Below are 22,449 nucleotides of genomic sequence, written 5' to 3'. Positions count from 1 at the left end.
GTGTCCCACCGAGAACCGCACCCCGTCGCCCCCCGCACCCGGACCGCCTTCCTGGTCCGGCTGCTGTCGAACACGCTCAGCCAGCAGGTGGAACGGGCCCTGAAACCGCTGGCGCTGACCCAGGCCCAGCTCGCGGCGCTGGCCCAGCTCACCTTCGCCGACGACGGCTGGCTCTCGGGCGCCGAACTGGGCCGGCGGGCCGGGGTCACCGCGCAGGCCATGTCCGGTGCGATCACCGACCTGGAGCGACGCGGCCTGGTGCGGCGCAGCCCGCACCCCACCCAGGGGCGCATCCAACGGGTCCACATCACCGAGGAGGGGGCGCACCTGCTCGACCGGGCGCAGCAGTTGACCGAGCCCGTCGACGCCCGGGCACTGGCGCTGCTCACCGAATCCGAGCGCGAGCAGTTCCGCGGCCTGCTGCTGCGCGTCATGGCCGCCTCCGGGTGCGCGCCCACGGCGGAGGAGGCGCCGGGCGACTGAGCGGGCGCGTCCCGGAGATCCGGCGCCGCCCGTCCACCGCCGCCCCGTCCGGCGGACGGCCACACCGCGTGTGCCCGTCCGCCGGACGACCCCGTACGGTCACGGGGAGAGTGGTGCTTACGGGTGGGTGTTCTTGACGTTGGGCTGGGTCTTCTGGTTGTAGATCTCCTGGCCGGCCGCGTTGAAGGCGTGGACGTAGGGCTCCCCGGTGAGGCCGTTCTCGCCGGCGCTCGTGGTGATGGTCGCCGCGTAGACGAACGCGCCGCCGGCCATGACCGCCGGGTACTGCTTCGCGTCGTCGCCGTAGCTGATGGTGACCTTGGCGACGTCGGAGGTGTAGTGCCCGGCGCCCAGCGAGAGGGACTTGCCGCCACCGAGCGGCGTGCTGAAGCTGTCGAAGAACTCGATCAGGTGACCGGCGCCCCACAGACGGTCGTTGATGAACGTCGCGGGGACGGACATGCTCCGGCCCTTGTCGCCCTTCGACTCGCACTGCACGTACTGGCCGCCGGAGTTGACGGCGACGACGACGCCGTCCTCGTCCGGGGAGGCGACCGGGGTGCGGACCGCGATCACCGCGTGGTACTTCGACGCCTCGGACCCCAGGCAGGACGCCAGGATCTTGGCGGTGGTCCCGGCATCGATCGGCGAGGTCGCCGTGGCGTCGACGGTGAAGGCACCCTTGGCCGCAGTCCCCCGGGCAACGGCCGAGCCGCTGCCGGAGGCCGCCGGGGCGTCGGCCTTGGCGGCGCCGTCGGCCTTGGCCGAGGGGGTGGCGGTGGGCTCGGCCGAGGGGGCGGCGGCGGGCTCGGCCTGGGCCGTGGGCTTGGCCGTCGGCGTGCCGGCCTCGCCGGTGGCGGCGGCGGCCATTCCCCCCGCGGTCGCGATGGCCGCGGCGGCGACGGTGGCAGTGATGATCATGGTCGGGCGGATGCGCATGGATCCTGTCCTTTCCTGCCGGCGTCCGGTTGAGGCCGACACCTCGGCTACGCCTGCCGACGCCCGACCGGTCGCACCCCACCCGCGTGATCCAGGTCATAGGCGTCGGTGCAACCCCGGGCAGGTACTCGTGCGTACAGGCCGGGAGGCTCCGCGCAGGAGGCACGACTCCACCACCGCGGTCCGGGAGTGCCTCCGCGCCCATCGCCTGCGCCGCGAGCCGACGGACAGCCCCAGAGGAGAGGCTTTTGATGACGCCACAGGAGTTCGACGCGTTCTACGCCGCGTCCTTCTCCCGCCTGACCGGGCAGCTCTACGCGCTGACCGGCAACTGGTCCGAGGCACAGGACGTGGTCCAGGAGGCCTTCATCCGTGCCTGGGACCGCAGGCGCACCTTCGACCTGGACAACGCCCCGGAGGCATGGATCCGGACCACGGCCCGGCGGCTGGCCCACTCCCGCTGGCGGCGTCTCGCCCGGGGCCTCCAACTGGCCGGACGCCACCACCGCCAGGAACCACCCGCCGTCGAACCGCCCACCGAGGAGCACCTGGTGCTGGTCGCCGCGCTCCGCGACCTGCCCGAGGCGCAGCGCGGCGCCCTGGTCCTGCACCACATGTGCGACCTCTCGGTCGAGCAGGTCGCCAGGGAGACCGGCGCCAGCGTCAGCGCCGTCAAGAGCCGCCTCGCCCGCGGCCGGACCGCGCTCGCGGCCGTCCTCGCCGACCGGGCCCCGACCAGCGAGGAAGGAAACCTCTGTGTCTGACCCCGTCCACGACCCCCGCCCCGACGCCCTCGCCGACCGGCTGCGGCTGCTCGGCACCCGGATGTCCGCACCGGCCCTGCCCGCCGCGGAGATCCGCCGTCGCGCCGACCGGCGCCGGCGCCGCCGGCACGCCCTGGGCGCGACCGCGGCCTGCACCGCGGCGGCCCTGTGCCTGGCCCTCCCCTCGCTGCTTTCGCCGGGGGCACAGCAGCCGCCGGGACCGCAACAGGGCGCGGCCACCGCGGACGCCCCCTCCGAGTCGGCCTCCCCCCGCGCCACCGCCGCGTCCGCCCTGGTCAGTACGGAGACGTCGCCGATCGATGCCGGGACCACTGCCAAGATCCTGACGTCCTGCCTGGGGTCCGGGGCGTCGAAGTACCACGCGGTGATCGCGGTCCGCGCCCCGGTCGCCTCGGCGACCACCGACGGTGTCGTCGTCGCCGTCGACTCCGGCGGCCAGTACGTGCAGTGCGAGTCCAAGGGCGACAAGGGCCGGAGCACGTCCGTCCCCGCGACGTTCATCAACGACCGCCTGTGGGGCGCCGGGCACCTGATCGAGTTCTTCGACAGCTCCGGCACGCCGCTCGGTGGCGGCAGGTCCCTCGCGTTGGGCGCCGGGCACTACACCTCCGACGTCGCCAAGGTCACCATCAGCTACGGCGACGACCCGACCCAGTACCCGGCCGTCATGGCCGACGGCGCGTTCGTCTACGCGGCGGCCGTCACCACGAGCCCCGACACGAAGGACTTCGGCCCGGACCCCTACGTCCACGCCTTCAACGCGGCCGGCCAGGAGATCTACAACCAGAAGACCCAGCCCGCCATCACGAACGCCCGCCCGTGAGCGCCACCCCACGGCGGCACGCGGCCGTCCGGCGCCCGTCGGCGCCCCCGCTCAGCCTGCCGCGAGGCGGTCCGCCAGGGCGTCCAGGCCGAGCGAGCCGTGGGCGAGCACCCGGGAGTGCCAGGCCCGCAGGTCGAAGTCCGCGCCCTGCCGACGGCGGGCGGCCTCCCGGCCCTCCAGCCAGACCCGCTCGCCGAGCTTGTAGCCGATGGCCTGGCCGGGCCAGCCGAGGTAGCGGTCGATCTCGGAGGAGCGCCGCGGGAACTCGCTGCCGTGGTGGGCGGCCATGAACTCGTCGGCGAGGGCCGCGTTCCAGCGCTCGCCGCCGCGGCCGCTCCACTCCTCGGTCGCCGTGCCGGCCGGAACGGCCAGTTCCAGGTGCATGCCGAGGTCGACGATGACCCGGATGATCCGCAGCATCTGCTTGTCCAGGTAGCCCAGGCGCCGGGCGGGGTCGGTGAGGAAGCCCAGTTCGTCCATCAGCCGCTCGGCGTACAGCGCCCAGCCCTCCTTGTCGGCACTGACCGCGCCGAGGGTGATCTGGTAGCTGCTGAGCCGGTCGGCGCAGGCCGTCCAGCGGGCGGTCTGCAGGTGGTGTCCGGGCACGCCCTCGTGGTACCAGGTGCTGACCAGTTGCCAGGTCGGGAAGGACCGCCGGCCGAGGGTGGGCAGGTAGGTGCGCCCGGGGCGGCTGAAGTCCAGGCTGGGGCCGGTGTAGTAGGGCGCGCCCGAGCTGCCCGGCGGCGCGATCCTGGTCTCCACCCGGCGCATCGCCGGGCTGAGGTCGACGTGGGTGCCGTCGAGGGCGTCGATCGCCTCGTCCATGACCTGCTGGAGCCACGCCCGGACGTTCTCCTCCCCCTCGACCGCGTGGCCGTGCCGGTTGAGGTGGTCCATGGTGGCCCGGACGCCCGCGCCGGGGAGGATCCGCTCCGCCTCGGTCCGCATCTCGGCGACCGTGCGGTGGAACTCCTCCCAGGCCCAGGCGTACGCCTCCCCCGGGTCGAGGTCGGCGCCGTTGGACCAGCGGGCGGAGCGCAGGTAGCGCTCGCGGCCGACGGCGTCCGGGGTGCCGTCGGCGGCGGGCAGGTAGGTGTCGTGCAGCCAGTCGCGGAAGGCCGCGGTGGCGGCGGCCGCCCGCTCGGCGGCGGCGTCCAGTTCGGTGCGCAGCGCGGCGGGGCCGGTCGCCGCGAACCCGGCGAACCAGCTCGCGCCGCCGTTGTCCCGCCCGCTCCAGGCGTCCAGTTGGGCGATCACCGCGCGGGCCTGGCGGGGCGCGCTCAGCAGCCCGCGGCCGATGCCCTCGGTGAGGGTCGCCCGGTAGCCGTCCAGCGCGCCGGGCACCTCGCGCAGCCGGCCGGCCACGGCGGCCCACTGCTCCTCGGTGTCGGTGGCCATCATGGTGAACACGCCCCGCACCTGGTGCAGCGGCGAGTTGACGTTGCGCAGCGCCCGGAAGTGGTCCCCCGCCTCGTGCACCGCGAGTTCGGCGGTGAGCCGTTCCCGCAGCAGCCCGGCACAGTCCCGCTCCGCGGGGTCGTCACCGGGACGGTCCCCGGGACCGGCGGCCGCGTCGAGCACGGCGAGCGTCCGGCGGGCCAGTTCGGCCCGCGCCTCGAAGCCCTCCGGTGACAGGTCCGGCTGCCGGTCGTCCCCGGGGTGCAGGCCCAGTCTGGTCGAGGTCACCGGGTCGAGTGCGGCGACCCGGGCGACGTGCTCATCGGCGATCGTGCGGGCGGACTTCGGCGTCTCGGGCATGCTCCCCATGCTCGCTCAGCGGTCGACCGGCCGTCCAGGGTGCCGGAGACCGGACACCCCGGTCGGCCGGTCGGTGCCCGGCCTCAGCCCTGGCAGAGCCCGCGGCTGTAGTCGAAGGTCGCCGCGGCCTGCGAGTACTGCCACTGCGGGGCCAGCAGCTGCGCGTCCAACTGCCCTGCGGCGGCGCGGTCCTCGACCACGTAGCCGAAGTCCTGCAGCCAGGCCGGGTACAGGTTCTTGGAGCCGACGAAGAACGCGGAGCCGTCGACCGAGACCAGCTTGTGGTGCAGGGCGTACGGGTGCCCGTCGGCCCAGGTCGGGGCGGACGCGGCCCGGAACGGGGCGAGTTGGAGGTTCCGGCACATCGCCGTGCGGGCCCGGCCCGGGTCGCCGAGGCGGGCGGTGAGCCGGGCGGTGAGGGTGTCGCTGATCTCGTTCAGCGAGCGGATCTGCGAGTAGCCGCCGCTGCCCACCGTGCCCCGGTTGCCGGGGTCGCTGACCACGATGCGGACCTTCACGCCGTCGGCGAGCTTGCCCGCGAGCTGGTCGAAGAGCCGCACGTCGTAGCGGGGCATCGGCGGGCAGGTGCCGGTCATGTCCTGCTGGGAGATGTCGATCCGGCTGCCGGCGCTCGCGATCAGCGCGCGCAGCGCGCCCTCCTCCGGGTTGACCGCGGCGTAGTCGCGGTCGTCGTTGGTGCGGTCGCGCAGGCCGATCGGGCCGCACTTGACGTCGTCCACGGCGGGCGCCGGGCCCGGGCGGTAGCCGGAGGCGGGGTCGGTGTCCCGGATCCCGACGCCCAGGCCGCCGACGGCGATCACCGGCACGCCGCCGGTCGCGGGCACCTGCGCGGCCGCCGGGTTGAGCCGCTGCTCCAGATCCGGGGTGCACCCGGCGCCGTTCGTGGAGGCGAACCAGGCGGCCGACAGGAGGCCGCTGTTGCGGCAGGTCCAGTCCCACAGGGTGTCCAGGTAGGCGCCGGCGGAGGCGGCGGCCGGGCCGTTCAGCGCGAGGTCGACGTCGGTCACCGGGTGGGCGGTGTCCAGGTAGTCGTTCTTCCAGTTGTTGATCCCGCCGGTGATGACGCTCTGCCCGTCCACCACCAGCAGCTTGGAGTGGTTCCAGGAGAACGCCGTCCTGGCCGTCGTCATCGAGGCCACCTCGACGGTCACGCTGCCTGCGGCGTCGCCCAGCCGGGCCACCAGGTCGTCCCGGTACTTCGACGGCAGCGCGGTGATGTTGTACAGCGGCGCGGCCCCGGCCAGCACCCGGACGTGCGGTGCGTGACCCGCCGCGACCGACGCCCGGAGGCCGTCGGCGATGGCGTCCTGGAACGCACCGTCCGGGAACGGCGCGAGAGTTGATATGTCGACGGTCCGGGTGGCCTTGCCGATGTTCTCCCGCATCCGGTCCAACAGCCGCTTCGTACCGGCCCGTTCGGTGCACGAGGCGTCGCCCCAGCATCCGGGCGTCTGCAGCAGCCAGCCGCCCGGGTCCCCGGCCGGTGCGTCCAGCCGGTTGCCCGCTGTCCGCTGCCAGACCGTCCCCTCCAGGCCGGGCGACACCTGCCGCAGCGCCGCCTCCACCGCGTCCAGGTACGGGGTGGCGTCGGCCGGGGCGGCCGGGGCCGGATCGGCGGACGCGGGAGCGACGGGCAGGGCGACGGCGGCGGCGGCGAGCGCCAGGGCGGAACCGGCCAGACGGCGGCCGGAACGGCGGAAGCGGTGAGAGAGCACGTACGAGTCCTTCAGAGGAGGCCGGGGACGTTCACCCGGACGACACCCTTAAATTACCTCAAAGTAACCTGATGTCACGTCATGGTCCCATCAAGGCATTCGATCTGATGTTCACTCAAACTCGGACACGACACCCGGAAGCCCGCAGAGGGGCGAAAGGCGGAGGAGTGGCGGAGCGGAAGGGTGGCGGAGCGGAAGGGCCGCACGGGCATCCGGCTCGCCGGCGGACGTCGCACCGGCGGAAACCGAAGAAGCCGGGGCCGACGCAACAAGTGCGTCGACCCCGGCTTCCCTTGGTAGCGGGGACAGGATTTGAACCTGCGACCTCTGGGTTATGAGCCCAGCGAGCTACCGAGCTGCTCCACCCCGCGTCGGTGAGACCACTGTACGCGACAACCCGGCCCGAACAGAAATCGATATCCCCGCGACGGGGCCGACGGACCGCCGACGGACCGCCGGCCCCCCGCTCAGCAGATCCGCGGCAGCTGCTCCCCCATCGGCAGGTCGACCACGCGCGTGCCGCCGAAGCCGGTGCGCGCGACCACCATCCCGGGGTGCTCCTCGACGCACTCGCCGATCACCACCGCCTCCGCCCCCAGCGGGTGGGCCCGCATCGCGGCCAGCACGGCCTCCGCCTCGCCGCGCGGGACGAAGGCGACCAGCTTGCCCTCGTTGGCGATGTACATCGGGTCCAGGCCCAGGACGGCACAGGCGTTGGCCACCGGGTCCGGAACGGGGACGGCCCGTTCGGTCACCACCACGCCCACTCCGGCGGCCGCCGCGATCTCGTTGAGCGCCGCCGCCAGCCCGCCCCGGGTGGGGTCGCGCAGGACGTGCAGGTCACGGGTCACCGCGAGCATCGCCCCGACCAGCCCGCCGAGCGCCGCGCAGTCGCTGCGCACCTCGACCCCGAACTCCAGCCCCTCCCGGACGCTCATGATCGCCACCCCGTGCAGCCCGATCGGCCCGCTGACGATCACCACGTCGCCCGGGCGGGCCCGCTGCGGCCGGATGTCGACCCCGGCCGGGACGAGCCCGATGCCGGCGGTGTTCAGGTAGACGCCGTCCCCGTGCCCGGCCTCGACCACCTTGGTGTCCCCGGTGGCCACCTCCACCCCGGCGGTGCGGGCGGCGGCGCCCAGCGCCCGGGCGACCCGGTCCACCACCGCCAGCTCCACCCCCTCCTCCAGGATGAAGCCGCAGGACAGGTAGGCCGCCCGGGCCCCGCTCATGGCCAGGTCGTTGACCGTGCCGTTGACGGCGAGGTCGCCGATGCAGCCGCCGGGGAAGAACAGCGGCCGCACCACGTAGGAGTCGGTGGAGAAGGCCAGCCGGGCGCCGCCCAGCTCCAGGACGGCGGAGTCGCCGAGGCCGGCCAGCACCGGCCCGCCGAAGGCGGGCGCGAAGAGGTTCTCCACCAGCTCGGCGGACATCGCCCCGCCGCCCCCGTGCCCCATCACCACCCGGGGGTGGTCGCGCAGCGGCAGCGGGCAGCTCCAGCCCGAGAAGTCCGGTGCGGCGGTACCGGTGAGCAGGTCGGTGTCAGCCAACGGGGCTCGCCTCCTGGGCGGGGTTCGGCGTGCTCAGCCGCCGGTAGAGGTAGTACGCGGCGCAGGCGCCCTCGCTGGAGACCATGGTGGCGCCGAGCGGGGTGCGCGGGGTGCAGACGGTGCCGAAGGCCTCGCACTGGTGGGGCTTCAGCAGGCCCTGGAGCACCTCGCCGGCCCGGCACTGGGCGGGTTCGCTGGTCCGGATGCCCGCGACGTCGAAGCGGTGCTCGGCGTCGTGGTTGCGGTAGCCCGGGGCGAGCCGCCAGCCGCTGCGCGGGATCACCCCGATGCCCCGCCACGGGCGGTCGGTCACCTCGAAGACGTCCTCCAGCATCGCCCGGGCGGCCGGGTTGCCCTCGGCCCGCACGGCCCGCGGGTAGGCGTTGTCGACGGTGTGCTCGCCGCGTTCCAGTTGCCGCACGGTGCGCCGGATGCCCTCCAGGATGTCCAGCGGCTCGAAACCGGTGACCACGATCGGGACGCGGTGGCGCTCCGCGAGCGCCGGGTACTCGGCGGTGCCCATCACGCTGCACACGTGCCCGGCGGCCAGGAAGGCCTGCACCCGGCAGTCCGGCGAGGCCATGATCGCCTCGATCGCCGGGGGCACCCGGACGTGCGAGACCAGCATGCTGAAGTTGCCCAGCCGCTGCTTCCGGGCCAGGTGGACGGCCATCGCGTTGGGCGGGGCGGTGGTCTCGAAGCCGATGCCGAAGAAGACCACCTCCCGGTCCGGGTTCTCCCGGGCGATCCGCAGCGCGTCCAGCGGCGAGTACACCACCCGGACGTCACCGCCCTCGCCGCGGACCCGGAACAGGTCCCGATCGGTGCCGGGCACCCGCAGCATGTCCCCGAAGGAGCAGAAGATCACCTCGGGCCGGGCCGCGATCGCGAGCGCCCGGTCGATCACCTCCAGCGGGGTGACGCACACCGGGCAGCCCGGGCCGTGGATCAACTCGACCTCTTCCGGCAGGAGTTGGTCGATGGCGTGCCGGATGATGCTGTGCGTCTGGCCGCCGCACACCTCCATCAGCGCCCAGGGCCGGGTGACCGTCGCCCGGATGTCGGCGAGCAGGCCCTCCGCCAGCTCGGGGTTGCGGAACTCCTCCAGGTACCTCACCGACCCGCCTCCTCGGAGCCCGGCGTGCCGACCCACTCCCCCGAGCTGCCGCCCGGGCCGCCCGCCGCCTCCCAGGGGTCGCCGAACTCCTCCTGCAGCAGCCCGAGTTCCTCGAACAGCTGCAGGGTCCGCCGGGCCGACTCCTCGTCCAGACGCTGCAACGCGAAGCCCACGTGCACGATCGCGTAGTCCCCCACCTCCAGGTCGGGCAGGTACTCCAGGCACACGTCCTTGACCACCCCGCCGAAGTCCATCACCGCCATCCGGGCCCCGTCCCGCTCCCCGATCTCCGTCACCCTGCCGGGCACCGCCAGGCACATCCGCTGTCACTCCTCCCGGGCGGCCGACGACCGGCCGGCCACCATCAGCTGGCCGAGTGCCAGCCCTCCGTCGTTGGGCGGCACCCTGCGGTGCCGCAGCACGGTGAAGCCGTCCTCCCCCAGGCCGCGCGCGCAGGCCGAGGAGAGCAGTGCGTTGGCGAAGACGCCGCCGCTCAGGGCCACCGTGGTGGTGCCGTGCCGGTCCCGGGCGGCGGCGCAGACCCGGCGGACCAGCGCGGCCACCGCCGCGTGGAAGCGCGCCGCGACCAGCCCGCCGGGCGCGCCCCCGGCCACGTCCGCGACCACCCCGGCCAGCACCGGCCCCGGGTCGACGCTCCAGCCGCCCCCGTCGGCGAGCAGCCCGAAGGCGTAGCCCTCGGCCGGGCCGAACTCCACGGCGGCCGCCTCCAGTTCGATCGCCGCCTGGGCCTCGTACCCGGCCCGGTGGCAGATCCCGGCGAGCGAGGACACCGCGTCGAACAGCCGCCCCATGCTGGAGGTCGGCACGCAGTTCAGCCCGCGCGCCAACTGCCTCTCCAACAGGCGCAGTTCCTCGACCGGGCAGACCCGGACCGGCGGCAGTCCGGCGGCCCAGGGCAGGCCGGCCGCGTGCAGATGGGCGAGCGCCGTCCGGTACGGGCGGCGCACGGCGGCGTCCCCGCCCGGCAGCGACACATAGCCGAGGTGCGCCAGCCGGCGGAACCCGTCGTAGTCGGCCAGCAGCAGTTCGCCGCCCCAGATCGCGCCGTCCTCGCCGTAGCCGGTGCCGTCGAAGGCCACCCCGAGCACCGGGCGGCCACCGTCCAGCCCGTGCTCGGCGAGCACCGCGGCGATGTGGGCGTGGTGGTGCTGCACCCGGCGCACCGGACGACCGGCGGCGGTGTGCTCGGCGTGCCGGACCGAGCGGTAGCCGGGGTGCCGGTCGGCGACCAGCAGTTCGGGCCGCACCCCGCTGACGGTGCCGAGCTGCTCGACCGCGCGGTCGAAGGCCCGCAGCGTGGCCAGGTCGTCCATGTCGCCGATGTGCCCGGACAGCCAGGCGTAGCCGTCCCGGCCCAGCGCGCAGGCGTTCTTGAGGTCACCGCCCACCGCGAGCACCGGCCGTACGGGCAGCGGCAGCGGGAGCGGCAGCGGCGCGTACCCGCGCGAGCGGCGCAGCGGCAGCTGCTCGCCGTCCACCACCCGCACCACCGAGTCCTCGCAGGGGACGTTGATCGGCCGGTCGTGGCCGAGCCAGGCGTCGACCAGCGGGGCGAGTGCGGTGAGCGCCTCCCGGTCGTCGGTGACGATCGGCTCGCCGGAGAGGTTGGCGCTGGTCATCACCAGCAGGTCCGGCCCGGGCGCGGCGAGCAGCAGGTGGTGCAGCGGGGTGTACGGGAGCAGCACCCCGAGGTCGGGGCTGCCCGGGGCGACCCCCGGGAGTTCCGCCGCGAAGCCGCCGGGGCGGCGCAGCAGGACGATCGGCCGGACCGGACCGGTGAGCAGTTCCCGTTCCACCGGCCCGAGTTCCAGCAGGCGCTCGACGGTGGCGAGGTCGCGGGCCATCACCGCGAAGGGCTTGTCGCCGCGCCGCTTGCGGCGGCGCAGCAGGGCGACGGCCGCGGCGTCGCGTGCGTCGCAGGCGAGGTGGTGGCCGCCGATGCCCTTGACCGCGAGGATCGCCCCGTCGGCCAGCAGCCGCCGGGCCTCGCCGAGGGCCTCCTCGCCGCCGAGGTCGGCCCGCCCGGGCACGGTCAGACCGAGCCGCGGTCCGCAGGCGTGGCAGGCGACGGGCTGGGCGTGGAAGCGGCGGTCGGCGGGGTCGGTGTACTCCCGGGCGCAGTCGGGGCACATCGGGAAGCCGGCCATGGTGGTGTTGGCGCGGTCGTACGGCAGGCCGGTCACGATGGTGTGCCGGGGGCCGCAGTTGGTGCAGCTGATGAAGGGGTGCCGGTGGCGCCGGTCGGCCGGGTCGGTGAGTTCGGCCAGGCAGTCGGCGCAGGTCGCCACGTCGGGCGGGATCAGAGTGGCGCGCGGCCCGTCGGTGCGGGAGGCGGTGATGGCGAAGCCGGTGGCACCGGTGACGGCGAGCGGCGCGTGCTCGACCGAGGCGACCCGGGCCAGCGGCGGCGCGTCGGCGGCCACCCGGTGGCAGAAGGCCTCCAGGGCCGCCCGGTCGCCCTCGACCTCGGCGAGCACGCCCTCGCCGGTGTTGGTGACGGTGCCGTCGAGGCCGAGCTCCCGGGCCAGCGCGAAGACGAACGGCCGGAAGCCGACGCCCTGCACCAGGCCGCGGACGGCGACCCGCCGCCGCTCGCGGTCGAGCGCCGTCACGGCGTCTCCGCCACCGGGTGGTGCCGGTGGCCGGGGTGCGTCCCGGGCCCGTGCCCCTCATGGTGGTGCCCGTCGTGGTGGTGGCCGTCGTGCGCGTGCCCGTCATGGTGGTGCCCGTCATGGTGGTGCCCGTCGTGCGCGTGCCCGGCCGCCATCACCGGCCGGTGCGGCACCGCGCCGGCCAGCACGCCCAGCGCCCGATCCAGCAGCGCCCCGGCCCCCTCCCCACTGCGGGCCGAGGTACGCACCACCTCCACCCCCGGGTTGACCCGCTGGACGTTCGCCAGGAACGCCGCCTCGTCGAACTCGGCCGCCGCGGCGAGGTCCGTCTTGGTCACCAGCACGAGGTTGGCCAACCCGAACGCGGTCGGGTACTTGAGCGGTTTGTCCTCGCCCTCGGTGACCGAGGCCAGCACCACCCGCAGCGTCTCGCCGAGGTCGTAGGAGGCCGGGCAGACCAGGTTGCCGACGTTCTCCACGAACAGCAGCCGGCAGTCCCGGGGCAGCCAGCCGTCCAGGTGCCCGGCGAGCATCCGCGCCTCCAGGTGGCAGAGCCCGTCGGTGAGCACCTGCTTCACCGGCGCGCCCGAACGGGCCAGCCGCAGCGCGTCGTTCTCGGTGGCGAGGTCGGCGGTGAGCGCGGCGACCGCGATCCCGCGCTGTCGGGCGAGCCCCAACTCGGCCTCCAGCAGGGCGGTTTTGCCGCTGCCCGGGCTGGAGAGCAGATTGACCGCGGCGGTGCCGCGGGCGGTGAGCCCGGCCCGCAGTTCGCGGGCGCTGTCGTCGTTGCGGGCGAGGACCGCCCGCCGGAGGTCGAGCGTGTGGCCCGTCTCGCACATCGGGATCAGCCTTTCTGTCCGGCCGGCGGGCGCCCGGCCCACTCGACGTCGAGGATCTGGAGCTCGCGCCCGGCGAGCAGGTGGACGCCGCCGCCCGTGCGGCAGTTCGGGCAGCCGAGGTCCGGCGGCATGCCGACGGCCCACTCGACCGCGCAGGGCGCACACCGGGCCCTCGCCGCGACCGGCTCGGTGTCCAGCGCCGCACCCTCCACCAGGGTTCCGGCGCAGGCCAGTTCGAAGCAGAAGTCCAGGGCCTCGGCGACCACCCCGGCCAACTCGCCGACCTGCAGCCGCACTCGGGCCACCCCGGGGGCCCCGTGCCGCCGGGCGGCCTCGTCCACCTGCTCGACGACGGCGGCGGCGATCGACATCTCGTGCATGGGTCCCTTCCCACGGCGGGCGGCAACGCGCCCCATTACAGGGGGCGGTGGCGGCGACGGACCGAAGCCGCGCCGCCACCGCGCCCGGCGCTGCACCGTTCGCAGCAATCCGCGCCTACATCCGGGAGATCCTCAGGTACCGCCGGAGGTCCGGCAGGCTCTGCCAGACCACGGCGCCGATCCCGGCCAGCAGGGCGGCGCAGAACAGTTTCCTCAGCATGGTGTTGTCCTCCTCTCCTGCTGCGCGCTCTCCTCCTCGACGACCCGCAGGACCGCCCGGACGGCCTCCTCGACGGCGGCGGCGACGGGCTCGCTCAGCCCGATGCCCTCCTCCAGCGAGGCCGGCTCGCACCCGACCACCAGCACCCGCCCCGGCACCGTGCCCCCGGTACCGACGGCCAGCGTGGCGAGCAGCCCGAGCACGGCGTCCGGGCCCATCCGGTGGCCGTCCAGGACGGGCACCTCCACCGGGTCGGCGGCCGCCTCGATCAGGTAGACGGTGCCGGGCGGGCCACCCCGGCAGGTGGCGTCCACCAGGACGGCGGTGCGGTAGCCGTCGAGCAGCCGGTAGGCGAGGTCGACGCCGCGCACCCCCACGTCCACCAGCTCGACGCCCGCCGGCAGCGGGTGGGCGGCCAGCCGTCGGACGGTCTCCACCCCGAAGCCGTCGTCACCGAGGAAGACGTTGCCGACCCCGGCGACCAGCACCGCCCCGCCGGTCACGACTCCTCCAGCGGGGTGACCTCGTCGGGCTGGAAGTAGCGGAAGCGCCCCTGGGCCCGCCAGAGGTCCGCGCCCGGGTCGTCCTCCACCGTGACGGCCAGGTGCACCGAGCCGTCGACGTCGTGCAGCACCGCCTCGACGACGCCGGTCCGCCCGGCCAGGAAGAGGTCCTGGGCGTCGGTGCGCCGCCGTCCGGGCCGCAGCACCACCCGGCTGCCCGCGCCGACCGACCGGCCGTCGACCAGCACCCGGTCCCGTTCGGGGTCCACCTCCTGGTCGTTGCCCGGGTCCCACCACGGCTGCTCGGCCGCGCGGTCGCCGGTGATCTCGCGCAGCCCGCGGACGGCGCCGTGCAGGCGTTCCAGCACCTCGGGCGGCATCGACTCGGCGAGGTCGATGACCGCGCCGGCCCGGTCGTCGGTGCCGCGGGCCTCGCGCTTCTCGTCCTCGGTCAGGGCGGCCGTGCGCAGCGCCAGGATCTCGTCGATCTCGGTGGCGTCGTACAGGGTGCCGAGGCTCTCCGGGGCGATCCGCGGGTGGTCCTCCAGGATGATCGGCGAGGACAGCATCACCCGGCGGTCGCCCTCCGGGCCGGCCAGTACCGGCCAGGTGTGCCGGTTGCGACAACGCCGGACGGCCGGGCGGGCCCACTCGGGCGGGTCGGTGACCGAGAGGAAGCGGCCGTGCTCCAGGCCGAGCAGCAGGTGGGCGGAGACCAGCGAGCGCGGCAGGGCCTCCTCCCGGCCGGCCCGCCGGTGCGGCGTCCAGCCGGAGACGTTCTCCACCTCGGCGGTGAGCCGCTGGGCCCGGAACGGGCCGGGCAGCTCCTCCATCCGCAACCGCAGCAGCCCGTCGACCTGTTCGCGCCGTCGCACCAGCCGGCCGACCGCCGTCCCGTCCTCGTGCAGCAGCTCGGTGCTGCCGACGCCCGGCAGCCGGAATCCCCGCTGCACTCCGTCGCCGGTCAACTCATCGACCGGGAGCAGCAGTTCGACCCTTTCCTCGACGCCCTCGTCCCAGTCGACCAGCACCCGGTCGGCCAGCTCCAGCCGTTCCACCGACTCGAACTCCCCGTTGGCGGCGGCCCGTTCGACGGTGCGCCGCTGGACCCGCAGGAAGCGCAGCTCGACCGCCAGCCGGTCGTCCTCGCGCGCCTCCAGGACGCATTCGGTGCGCTGGTGGGAGTGCTCGCCGCCCTGCCGGGTGTACTCGGGGGGCACCAGCACGCCGAACTGCCAGCGCAGCCGGTTCTTGGCGGCCGAGGCGCGGTACGGGTAGAGCACGTAGCCCTCCAGCAGCACCGCGTCGGCGATCTGCCGGGCGGCCGCGAAGCCGCGCTCGATCCCCTCGGGGAGCCCGCTCATGCGTCCACCCCGCTGCGCTCGGCACCCGCGAGCAGCGCGCGCACCGTCGCCTCCCAGGAGGGCAGGGCCCGCCGGGAGCGGTAGGCGAGCAGGTCGTCCAGGACGCGCTCGGGCAGCCGCAGCCAGCCGCAGCCGGGGAAGTGCTGGTCGACGGCCTCCCGCCAGACCCGCACCGGCATCCGCACCCGGGCCTCCTTGTCCCAGGGCACGGGGGTGACCTGGAAGCCGCCGGGGCCGGCGAAGGCGGTGCCGGAGAAGAGCATCAGCAGGGGCACCTCGCCGTCGTCCAGTGCCCGGAAGTACCGGGCGCAGGCCACCTCCAGGTCGTAGCTGCCCGGGACGACGAGGTCGGCCTCGGTCTCCCCGGTGAAGCCGGGCACCAGCAGCGGCACGGTGGCGAACTGGATCGGGTTGAGCGTGGTCGCCCAGCGCTCCCGACCGCCGAAGAGGTCCGTCAGCCGCTCGCCCTCGGCGTCGGTGTACGGCCGGCGGGCGGGTTCGATCCGCAGCTGGCACTGCAGGGCGAGGGCGTGCACCCGGGTGTCGGCGGGCGCCGTGATCCGCAGCCGGAACACCAGGGTCGGCCCGGCCGCGTACGGGTCGGAGCGCACCCCGGTGCAGGCGAAGCCGAGCGCCGTCACGCCGTCACCGCCGTCGGCAGCGGGGCCGCCCGATCGGCCAACCGCCCGAAGAACAGGTCGAGTTCACTGCGGGCCTCGGCTCCGCCGTCGAAGCCGTGCCAGCACCGCCGGAGCCGGCCGACCAGTTCGTAGCAGACGTCGACCGGCACCAGGAAGCAGTCGACCCGTCCTTCGGTGCGGCGCAGCAGCAGCGCCTCCACGTCCGGTTCCAGGGCGGCGGCCAGCCGGTTGCCGCCGAGGGCCCGTTGCCAGGCCTCCTCGTCCACCTCGCTCTCGGTGGCACCGGCCGGCCCGGGGTAGAAGGCGAGCAGCCGGTCCAGCACGGCGTTGCGGAGCAGGAAGACGGTCCCGACCGGGACGCCCAGCACCGACCAGACCCGCTCGTCGGGTGCGCCGTCCGAATCGGCCAGGTAGCGGTCCGGGACGGTCCGGTAGCGGCCGCCGGCCGCGCCCTGCTGCTGGAACAGCAGCGCGCAGGCGGTGCAGGTGCAGGCCAGCGCGCGTTCCTCGACGTCGACCAGGTGGCGGTGGCCGGGCGGCAGGTCCCGGCCGCACAGGCCGCACTGCTCGGGGCGCGGCGGGGCCGGCTCGCGCAGCCGGCGCAGCAGGGCGGTGCCGTCCCGGGAGACCCTGCGGGTGTTCACCGCGCCTCCGCGGGCTGCGGCGGGCGGGTGCCGATCTGGAGCAGTTGGGGGGCGCGTTCCAGGTCCAGTGCGGTCACCTCGGGCGCGTGGCAGGCGAGGGCGGCCTCCACCTCCGCCTCCCCGCAGCCGCAGCCGGTGGCCGTGCGGCGCACCCGCAGGGTGCCGGTCGCGGGTTCGAACCCGAGCACCTCGATCCGCTCGGGCAGGGCGGCGAGCGCCCGGTCGATCCGGGCGGCGACGGGCTCGGGGTGCAGGTCGTGCAGGAGCAGCAGACCGGCCACCGCCGGGTCGTCCAGCATCCCCTCCAGCGCGGGCGGGGGGAGCGCCGGGACGAGTCTGGCCAGGCCCTCGCCGTAGAACTCCATGAGGTCGCGGACGAGTTGCTCGCCCGCCTGCTCGGCACCGCTGCCGGCCAGCGCGTCCAGGGCCTGCTGGATCCGCAGGCCGGTCTGTTCGGCCGTCATGCGGTCAACCCGCTGAGGCCGGTGGGCACGTGCATGGTCTTGAGGGTGCGGCCGTTGCCGACGTACATGTGGACGCCGCAGGGCAGACAGGGGTCGAAGCTGCGCACGGCGCGCATGATGTCGATGCCCTTGAAGTTCTCCGGGGAGTTCTCCTCGAAGATCGGCGTGTTCTGCACCGCGTCCTCGTACGGGCCGGGCGTGCCGTAGCTGTCGCGCACGCTGGCGTTCCACGGGGTGGGCGGGTACGGGTGGTAGTTGGCGATCTTGCCGTCGCGGATCACCATGTGGTGCGAGAGCACGCCGCGCACGGCCTCGGTGAAGCCGCAGCCGATCGACTCGTCCGGCACCTCGAAGCGCTCCCAGGTCTGGCTGCGCCCGGCGCGGACCTCCTCGAGCGCCTTCTCCGCGAAGTGCAGGGCGGCGGCGGCCGCGTAGGCCTGGAAGTAGGTGCGGGCGCGGTTGCGCTCGATCGCGTTGCTCCACTGCGGGATCTTCCACTCGAAGGTGACCTCGGGCTTGGTCATCGAGCGGGGCAGGTTGATCAGGACGCTGTGGCCGGTGGCCTTGATGTAGCCGATGTCGACCAGGCCGGACAGCGCGGTGGACCACAGCCGGGCGATCGGGCCGCCGCCGGTGTCCAGGGCGAGGTGGTCCTTGCCGTCGAACCAGCGCGGGGACATCACCCAGCTGTACTTGTCGTCGAAGTTGCGCTTCTGCGGCTGGGGGATGGTGTGCTGGTTCCACGGGTGCCGGGGGTCGACCGGGTTGCCCAGCGGGTCGTGGGTGACGAACTGCTCCTTGCCCTGCCAGTCCTCGTAGTAGGAGCTGCCGAGCAGGATCCGGATGCCCAGGTTGATCTGCGTCAGGTCGTTGGTGACGAGCTTGCCGTCCACCACGACGCCGGGGGTGACGAACATCCGCCGGCCCCAGTCCGTCATGTTGCGGTAGGTGAAGTCGCAGTGGTCCGGGTCGTTGAGGCTGCCCCAGCAGCCGAGCAGGACGCGCCGGCGGCCGACCTCCTCGTAGCCGGGCAGCGCCTGGTAGAAGAAGTCGAAGAGGTCGTCGTGCAGCGGCACGACCTTCTTCATGAACTCCACGTAGCGCATCAGCCGGGTCAGGTAGTCGGTGAACAACTGCACGGTCGCGACGGTGCCGACGCCGCCCGGGTAGAGCGTGGAGGGGTGCACGTGGCGGCCCTCCATCAGGCAGAACATCTCCCGGGTGTACCGGCTGACCTGGAGCGCCTCGCGGTAGAACTCGCCCTCGATCGGGTTGAGCGAGCGCATGATGTCGGCGATGGTCTTGTACCCGTGGTCGCCGGCGTGCGGGGCCTCGGTGCGCTCGGCGAGTTCGAGGACGCCCGGGTTGGTCTCGCGGACCATCTTCTCGCAGTAGTCGACCCCGACCAGGTTCTCCTGGAAGATGTTGTGGTCGAACATGTACTCGGCGGCCTCGCCGAGGTTGATGATCCACTCGCCCAGGTGCGGGGGCTTCACCCCGTAGGCCATGTTCTGGGCGTAGACCGAGCAGGTGGCGTGGTTGTCGCCGCAGATCCCGCAGATCCGACTGGTGATGAAGTGGGCGTCGCGCGGGTCCTTGCCCCGCATGAAGACGCTGTAGCCGCGGAACACCGAGGAGGTGCTGTAGCACTCCGCGACCCGCTTCTGCTTGAAGTCGATCTTCGTGTGGATGCCCAGACTGCCCACGATCCGGGTGATCGGGTCCCACGACATCTCGGTCAGGCCGCTGCCGTCGCCGGCCGCCCTGGTCGTCGGTGTTGCCATCGTCTCTGCGTTTCCTTGTCTACGGGGTCTGCGGGTCCCGGCGGCCTGGCGGCCGGGCGGCGTTCGACGGGGGCCGCACACCGGGTGGTGTGCGGCCCCCTGCCCGTCACCAGGGCGGGCGGTAACCCGTGGTCAGGTGGCGGCCGGTGCGGCGCCACTTCGGTTCCTTGTCGACGGTCTGCTGGGTGATCGTGCGCAGTCGGCGGATCAGCGAGCCGTACGCGCTGCTGGCGGCGGTGGAGACGCGCGAGCCGGGCGGCGGGTTCATGAAGGGCATGAACTTGTCCGGGAAGCCCGGCATGGTGCAGGCGATGCAGATGCCGCCCACGTTCGGGCAGCCGCCGACGCCGTTGATCCAGCCGCGCTTGGTGACGTTGCACTTGACGACCGGGCCCCAACAGCCCAGCCGCACCAGGCACTCGGGGGTGCCGTACTCGGTGGCGAACTGGCCCTGTTCGTAGTAGCCGCCGCGGTCGCAGCCCTCGTGCACGGTGGCGCCGAACAGCCAGGCGGGCCGCAGCTTGTCGTCCAGCGGGATCATCGGCGCGGAGCCGGCCAGCTGGTACAGCAGGTAGGTGAGGGTCTCGGCGAAGTTGTCGGGCTGGATCGGGCAGCCCGGCACGCAGACGATCGGCAGCCCGGCCTTGGACTTCCAGTCCCAGCCGAGGTAGTCCGGCACGCCCATCGCGCCGGTCGGGTTGCCGGCCATCGCGTGGATGCCGCCGTACGTGGCGCAGGTGCCGATCGCGACCACGGCGGTCGCCTTGGAGGCGAGCCGGTCCAGCCACTCACTGGTGGTGATGGGCTGGCCGGTGGCGGGGTCGTCGCCGAAGCCGCACCAGTAGCCCTCCTTCTTGATCTTCTCGTTGGGGATCGACCCCTCGACGACCAGCACGAACGGTTCGAGCTCGCCGCGGTCGGCCTTGAAGAACCACTCGACGAAGTTGTCCGCACCCTGGACCGGGCCGCACTCGAAGTCGATCAGCGGCCAGTGCACGGCGACCTTCGGCAGGCCGGGCAGCGCGCCGGTGACGATCTCCTCGATGCTGGGCTGCATCGCGGCGGTCAGCGAGACGGAGTCGCCGTCGCAGCTGAGGCCCGCGTTGATCCAGAGGATGTGCACCACGTCGGTGTCGGTTGTTGCAGCACCCATGAGGATGCCTCCTCGGGGATGGGAGCCGGAGGAAATGGCTCGGACCCAGTCATAGCAACGGTTCGGACCGCCCGCCGGTCCGCGCACCCGGCGCCGCCGCCCGGTGCGCGCAAGCCCGGCGGGCCGTTCGGGTCACGGCTGCGGGCGGAGCCCGGCGGGCACCGGGTGCTTGCGCACGAACGCGGACCGCAGCGCGTGGTACGGCGATTCGGGTGTGAAGAACTGCCGGTGCAGCACGGCGAGCTCGGCCTCCCGGTACGCGTCGAGCGGCTTCGTCCGCTCGTCGGCGGCGCGCGTCGCCTTCTTCGCCGCGATCCGGTGCTGGGTGCCGGGCGAGGCGGCGAGCAGCCCGGCCAGGTGGGCCGCGCCCGCCCCGAAGTCCTCCGGCACCGCGTCCAGCACCCGGTCGACCAGGCCGAGCCGCTCGGCGGCGGCCGCCGACACCGGGAGGGCCTGGTGGGTCAGCCGCTCGGCCTCCGCCGCGCCCACCCGGCGCGGGAGGGTGTACGTCCAGTACTCCGAGCCGTACAGCCCCATCAGCCGGTAGTGCGGGTTGAGCACGACGCCGCGGCGGCACCACACCTCGTCCGCGGCCAGGGCCAGCATCACCCCGCCGGCCGCGGCGTTGCCGCCGAGGGCGGCGACCACCAGCCGGTCGGTGGTGGTGAGCACCTCGGCGACCAGGTCGTCCATCGCGGTGATGTTCGCCCAGGACTCGGCGGCCGGGTCCGCGGCGGCCTCGATGACGTTGAGGTGGATGCCGTTGGAGAAGAAGTCCCGGCCGCCGCCCAGCACCAGCACCGTGGTCGGGCGGCCGAGCGCGAAGCGGTAGGCCGCCAGCAGCCGGCGGCAGTGCTCGGCGGACATCGCGCCGCCCGGGAAGGAGAAGTGCAGGAAGCCGACCGGGCCCTCCTCGCGGTAGCGCAGGTCCGACCAGCCGGGGTGCTCGCCCGGCTCCGGCATCAGCGGCGCCGGCCGCTCCGGGACGGCCGGCAGCAGGGCGCCGAGTGCCGTCACGGCCGGGAGCTTGACGGTCGCGGGCCCGCCCGGGGTCCGGCGGCGGCGCAGTTCGGGGATCCACACCGCCCCGTCCGCGGTGGCCCGGCAGACGGCGCCGGCCCGGGTGGCGAGCAGCTCGCCCGGGCGGCCGCGCAGCAGCCGCTCGCGGTGGCCGCCGTGCAGGTACCACTCCGCGCCGCCGAGCTCGTCCAGCACCCCGGGCCGGGAGTCCGCGGCGCGCAGCCGGCGCAGCACCGTCGCGGTGGGGTCGGCGGCCCAGTCGATCCGGCGCTCCGGCTGGCGCAGCGCGGGCCGGGTGCGGACGGTGCCCCGCCAGCCGGGGCCGTGCTGGGGCTGCGGGGCGTGGCTGCCGGAGGCGACCCGCTCGACGGCGAGCAGGACGGCGGTCACCGCCGCGTCGGAGACCTCGTTGCGGTAGACGTCGCTCTTGCCGCGTTCGGGCAGTCGGCAGGGCGCCCAGGCCCAGACCGGTCCGGCGTCCATCTCGCGCTCGGCCTGGAGCACGGTGACGCCCCAGTCGGTGCGGCCCTCCTGGATCGCCCGGTCCAGGGAGGAGGGGCCGCGGTCGCCGGGCGGGCCGGGGTGGACGACGAGACAGGTGAGCCGCGACCAGACCTCCTCCGGGATCGCGGTGCGCAGCATCGGCGCGAGCAGCAGGTCCGGCCGCAGCCGGGCCACCACTTCCGTCAACTCCTCGCCATCATCGGCTAGTTGGACGTCCACTCGATGGCGCCGGTCGCGCAGTTCGGCGTACAGGCGCTGGCTGAGGCTGTTGAACGCGCTGGCGAGGAGCAGGATCCGCATGTCCGCCTCCGACGGTGAGGGCCTCCGGGATTCCGGCGATCATCGCCTCCGGCCCGCCCGGCCCCCGGCCCGTCCGGCCCGCCGCGCCGCCCGTTCACTCGGGCGGCGGGCCGCTCCGCGGAGCGCCGCGCCGGAGCGGGCCGGGGGCCCCGGACCGCCCGCCGTTTCCTCCCGGCGAGTGAAGGCGCCGATGCGGAGTTGACGATGGTGTGCCGTGTGGACGGGGGATGCGTGGGAATGGTGGAGATTCCTCCCCCGCCTGCTGCCCCTCGGCGCACCGGGTAGGCGCCCCCGGGCAGGCCGGACCGCCCCGGTCCGGCTCGTCGTGAGCGCAGGAGGCCGAATCGATGCAGTTGTCCACCGTCCGCCCGGTGCCCGTGACCTTCCCCGACAGCGCGGAGCCCGACGTCCCGGTCGAGGCGCAGCTGCGCTTCGACGCGAGCCTCCCGTACGCCGCCTGCCTGGCCTTCCCCCTCACTCCCTGCCGGTGCACCGGCGACGGCGCCCGGGTGTGCTGGTACTTCAGCCGCGAACTGCTGAACGAGGGGAGGCTCGGCCCGGTCGGCGACGGCGACGTGCAGGTCCGGCCGGGGTCGGCCGGCGAGGTGCTGATCACCCTGCGGGGGCCGGTCGGCCGGGCGGTGGTCAGCGCCCCGGAGGAGCTGGTCACCGCCTTCCTGTCGGACTCCTTCGCGCTGGTGCCCTCCGGGTCGGAGTCCGACCACCTGAACGTCGACGCCGCGCTCGCCCGGCTGCTCGACGCCGGCCAGGGCCCGCCCCGGCCGTAGGATCCACGGGCCGGTCCCGCC

General features: G+C 74.3%; 21 protein-coding genes and 1 tRNA gene. 4 read left to right on the top strand and 18 right to left on the bottom strand.

From position 1 onward, the window contains the following. Entirely contained in the window at nucleotides 1–483 is a 483-nt protein-coding gene (locus AB0O91_RS32725) for a MarR family transcriptional regulator (RefSeq protein WP_363441028.1), read from the top strand. A gap of 117 nt (nucleotides 484–600) precedes the next feature. Here AB0O91_RS32725 and AB0O91_RS32720 read toward each other — a convergent pair whose 3' ends face one another. Further along, nucleotides 601–1,422, bottom strand: a complete 822-nt coding sequence (locus tag AB0O91_RS32720) for a hypothetical protein (protein ID WP_363441026.1) — start codon at nucleotides 1,420–1,422, stop codon at nucleotides 601–603. Between the two features lie 251 nt (nucleotides 1,423–1,673). Here AB0O91_RS32720 and AB0O91_RS32715 point away from each other — a divergent pair, with 251 nt between their 5' ends. Next, nucleotides 1,674–2,186, top strand: coding sequence for a SigE family RNA polymerase sigma factor (locus AB0O91_RS32715; protein ID WP_363441023.1), 513 nt, complete (start codon nucleotides 1,674–1,676; stop codon nucleotides 2,184–2,186). Beyond that, a complete protein-coding gene (locus AB0O91_RS32710) occupies nucleotides 2,179–3,030 on the top strand; it encodes a hypothetical protein (protein ID WP_363441021.1) in 852 nt (283 codons plus the stop codon). Before AB0O91_RS32715 ends, AB0O91_RS32710 begins: the two co-directional genes overlap by 8 nt. Before the next feature lie 51 nt (nucleotides 3,031–3,081). Here the strand turns inward: AB0O91_RS32710 and AB0O91_RS32705 are convergent, their stop codons facing one another. The 17 genes from AB0O91_RS32705 to AB0O91_RS32625 form a co-directional block, all read right to left on the bottom strand. Further along, entirely contained in the window at nucleotides 3,082–4,788 is a 1,707-nt protein-coding gene (locus AB0O91_RS32705; protein WP_363441018.1) for a DUF885 domain-containing protein, read from the bottom strand. A gap of 83 nt (nucleotides 4,789–4,871) precedes the next feature. Next, a complete protein-coding gene (locus AB0O91_RS32700) occupies nucleotides 4,872–6,524 on the bottom strand; it encodes a phospholipase D-like domain-containing protein (RefSeq protein ID WP_363441015.1) in 1,653 nt (550 codons plus the stop codon). 294 nt (nucleotides 6,525–6,818) lie between these two features. Continuing rightward, nucleotides 6,819–6,895: transfer RNA gene (locus tag AB0O91_RS32695), tRNA-Met, on the bottom strand. Nucleotides 6,896–6,991: 96 nt separating this feature from the next. Then, a complete protein-coding gene (gene hypE / locus AB0O91_RS32690) occupies nucleotides 6,992–8,074 on the bottom strand; it encodes a hydrogenase expression/formation protein HypE (protein WP_363441012.1) in 1,083 nt (360 codons plus the stop codon). Continuing rightward, complete coding sequence (hypD, locus tag AB0O91_RS32685) at nucleotides 8,067–9,191, bottom strand: hydrogenase formation protein HypD (protein ID WP_363441009.1); 1,125 nt, start codon at nucleotides 9,189–9,191, stop codon at nucleotides 8,067–8,069. Before hypD ends, hypE begins: the two co-directional genes overlap by 8 nt. Next, nucleotides 9,188–9,511, bottom strand: coding sequence for a HypC/HybG/HupF family hydrogenase formation chaperone (locus AB0O91_RS32680; RefSeq protein ID WP_363441006.1), 324 nt, complete (start codon nucleotides 9,509–9,511; stop codon nucleotides 9,188–9,190). Before AB0O91_RS32680 ends, hypD begins: the two co-directional genes overlap by 4 nt. A 6-nt stretch (nucleotides 9,512–9,517) precedes the next feature. Further along, nucleotides 9,518–11,824, bottom strand: a complete 2,307-nt coding sequence (hypF, locus tag AB0O91_RS32675) for a carbamoyltransferase HypF (RefSeq protein WP_363441003.1) — start codon at nucleotides 11,822–11,824, stop codon at nucleotides 9,518–9,520. Next, nucleotides 11,821–12,663 carry a hydrogenase nickel incorporation protein HypB gene (gene hypB / locus AB0O91_RS32670; protein ID WP_363441000.1) on the bottom strand — a complete coding sequence of 281 codons (843 nt, stop codon included), beginning with the start codon at nucleotides 12,661–12,663 and terminating at the stop codon, nucleotides 11,821–11,823. Before hypB ends, hypF begins: the two co-directional genes overlap by 4 nt. Nucleotides 12,664–12,668: 5 nt before the next feature. Next, a complete protein-coding gene (locus tag AB0O91_RS32665; protein ID WP_363440998.1) occupies nucleotides 12,669–13,043 on the bottom strand; it encodes a hydrogenase maturation nickel metallochaperone HypA in 375 nt (124 codons plus the stop codon). Between the two features lie 213 nt (nucleotides 13,044–13,256). Further along, nucleotides 13,257–13,766, bottom strand: coding sequence for a hydrogenase maturation protease (locus AB0O91_RS32660; RefSeq protein ID WP_363440995.1), 510 nt, complete (start codon nucleotides 13,764–13,766; stop codon nucleotides 13,257–13,259). Further along, nucleotides 13,763–15,130 carry a hypothetical protein gene (locus AB0O91_RS32655; protein ID WP_363440992.1) on the bottom strand — a complete coding sequence of 456 codons (1,368 nt, stop codon included), beginning with the start codon at nucleotides 15,128–15,130 and terminating at the stop codon, nucleotides 13,763–13,765. The genes AB0O91_RS32660 and AB0O91_RS32655 overlap by 4 nt, the downstream gene beginning before the upstream one ends. Next, the gene (locus tag AB0O91_RS32650) at nucleotides 15,127–15,771 is read right to left on the bottom strand and encodes a DUF6084 family protein (protein WP_363440989.1); all 645 of its coding nucleotides are present in this window, start codon (nucleotides 15,769–15,771) and stop codon (nucleotides 15,127–15,129) included. Before AB0O91_RS32650 ends, AB0O91_RS32655 begins: the two co-directional genes overlap by 4 nt. Next, the gene (locus AB0O91_RS32645) at nucleotides 15,768–16,379 is read right to left on the bottom strand and encodes a DUF5947 family protein (protein WP_363441082.1); all 612 of its coding nucleotides are present in this window, start codon (nucleotides 16,377–16,379) and stop codon (nucleotides 15,768–15,770) included. The genes AB0O91_RS32650 and AB0O91_RS32645 overlap by 4 nt, the downstream gene beginning before the upstream one ends. A 32-nt stretch (nucleotides 16,380–16,411) precedes the next feature. Then, nucleotides 16,412–16,879: a thioredoxin gene (locus AB0O91_RS32640; protein ID WP_363440987.1), complete on the bottom strand. Its 468-nt coding sequence runs from the start codon at nucleotides 16,877–16,879 to the stop codon at nucleotides 16,412–16,414. After that, nucleotides 16,876–18,663 carry a nickel-dependent hydrogenase large subunit gene (locus tag AB0O91_RS32635; RefSeq protein WP_363440985.1) on the bottom strand — a complete coding sequence of 596 codons (1,788 nt, stop codon included), beginning with the start codon at nucleotides 18,661–18,663 and terminating at the stop codon, nucleotides 16,876–16,878. The genes AB0O91_RS32640 and AB0O91_RS32635 overlap by 4 nt, the downstream gene beginning before the upstream one ends. A 106-nt stretch (nucleotides 18,664–18,769) precedes the next feature. After that, on the bottom strand, nucleotides 18,770–19,816 hold the full coding sequence (locus AB0O91_RS32630; protein WP_363440982.1) for a hydrogenase expression protein HypE: 1,047 nt from the start codon (nucleotides 19,814–19,816) through the stop codon (nucleotides 18,770–18,772). A gap of 132 nt (nucleotides 19,817–19,948) precedes the next feature. Further along, on the bottom strand, nucleotides 19,949–21,640 hold the full coding sequence (locus AB0O91_RS32625; RefSeq protein WP_363440980.1) for a hydrogenase maturation protein: 1,692 nt from the start codon (nucleotides 21,638–21,640) through the stop codon (nucleotides 19,949–19,951). Nucleotides 21,641–21,987: 347 nt separating this feature from the next. Here AB0O91_RS32625 and AB0O91_RS32620 point away from each other — a divergent pair, with 347 nt between their 5' ends. Then, nucleotides 21,988–22,428: an SsgA family sporulation/cell division regulator gene (locus AB0O91_RS32620; RefSeq protein WP_363440977.1), complete on the top strand. Its 441-nt coding sequence runs from the start codon at nucleotides 21,988–21,990 to the stop codon at nucleotides 22,426–22,428. Nucleotides 22,429–22,449: the final 21 nt, after the last annotated feature.

This window comes from Kitasatospora sp. NPDC089797, assembly GCF_040684795.1.
Classification (GTDB): domain Bacteria; phylum Actinomycetota; class Actinomycetes; order Streptomycetales; family Streptomycetaceae; genus Kitasatospora.
Note: the sequence above shows the minus strand (reverse complement) of the source record. Positions and strands in the feature narration are given on the sequence as shown.

Bases quoted from the DNA above. Each gene is read 5' to 3' on its own strand.
- AB0O91_RS32720 (WP_363441026.1), bottom strand. From the start codon at position 1,422: ATGCGCATCCGCCCGACCATGATCATCACTGCCACCGTCGCCGCCGCG.
- AB0O91_RS32715 (WP_363441023.1), top strand. From the start codon at position 1,674: ATGACGCCACAGGAGTTCGACGCGTTCTACGCCGCGTCCTTCTCCCGC.
- AB0O91_RS32705 (WP_363441018.1), bottom strand. From the start codon at position 4,788: ATGCCCGAGACGCCGAAGTCCGCCCGCACGATCGCCGATGAGCACGTC.
- AB0O91_RS32680 (WP_363441006.1), bottom strand. From the start codon at position 9,511: ATGTGCCTGGCGGTGCCCGGCAGGGTGACGGAGATCGGGGAGCGGGAC.
- hypB (WP_363441000.1), bottom strand. From the start codon at position 12,663: ATGTGCGAGACGGGCCACACGCTCGACCTCCGGCGGGCGGTCCTCGCC.
- AB0O91_RS32665 (WP_363440998.1), bottom strand. From the start codon at position 13,043: ATGCACGAGATGTCGATCGCCGCCGCCGTCGTCGAGCAGGTGGACGAG.
- AB0O91_RS32655 (WP_363440992.1), bottom strand. From the start codon at position 15,130: ATGAGCGGGCTCCCCGAGGGGATCGAGCGCGGCTTCGCGGCCGCCCGG.
- AB0O91_RS32640 (WP_363440987.1), bottom strand. From the start codon at position 16,879: ATGACGGCCGAACAGACCGGCCTGCGGATCCAGCAGGCCCTGGACGCG.
- AB0O91_RS32635 (WP_363440985.1), bottom strand. From the start codon at position 18,663: ATGGCAACACCGACGACCAGGGCGGCCGGCGACGGCAGCGGCCTGACC.
- AB0O91_RS32630 (WP_363440982.1), bottom strand. From the start codon at position 19,816: ATGGGTGCTGCAACAACCGACACCGACGTGGTGCACATCCTCTGGATC.
- AB0O91_RS32625 (WP_363440980.1), bottom strand. From the start codon at position 21,640: ATGCGGATCCTGCTCCTCGCCAGCGCGTTCAACAGCCTCAGCCAGCGC.
- AB0O91_RS32620 (WP_363440977.1), top strand. From the start codon at position 21,988: ATGCAGTTGTCCACCGTCCGCCCGGTGCCCGTGACCTTCCCCGACAGC.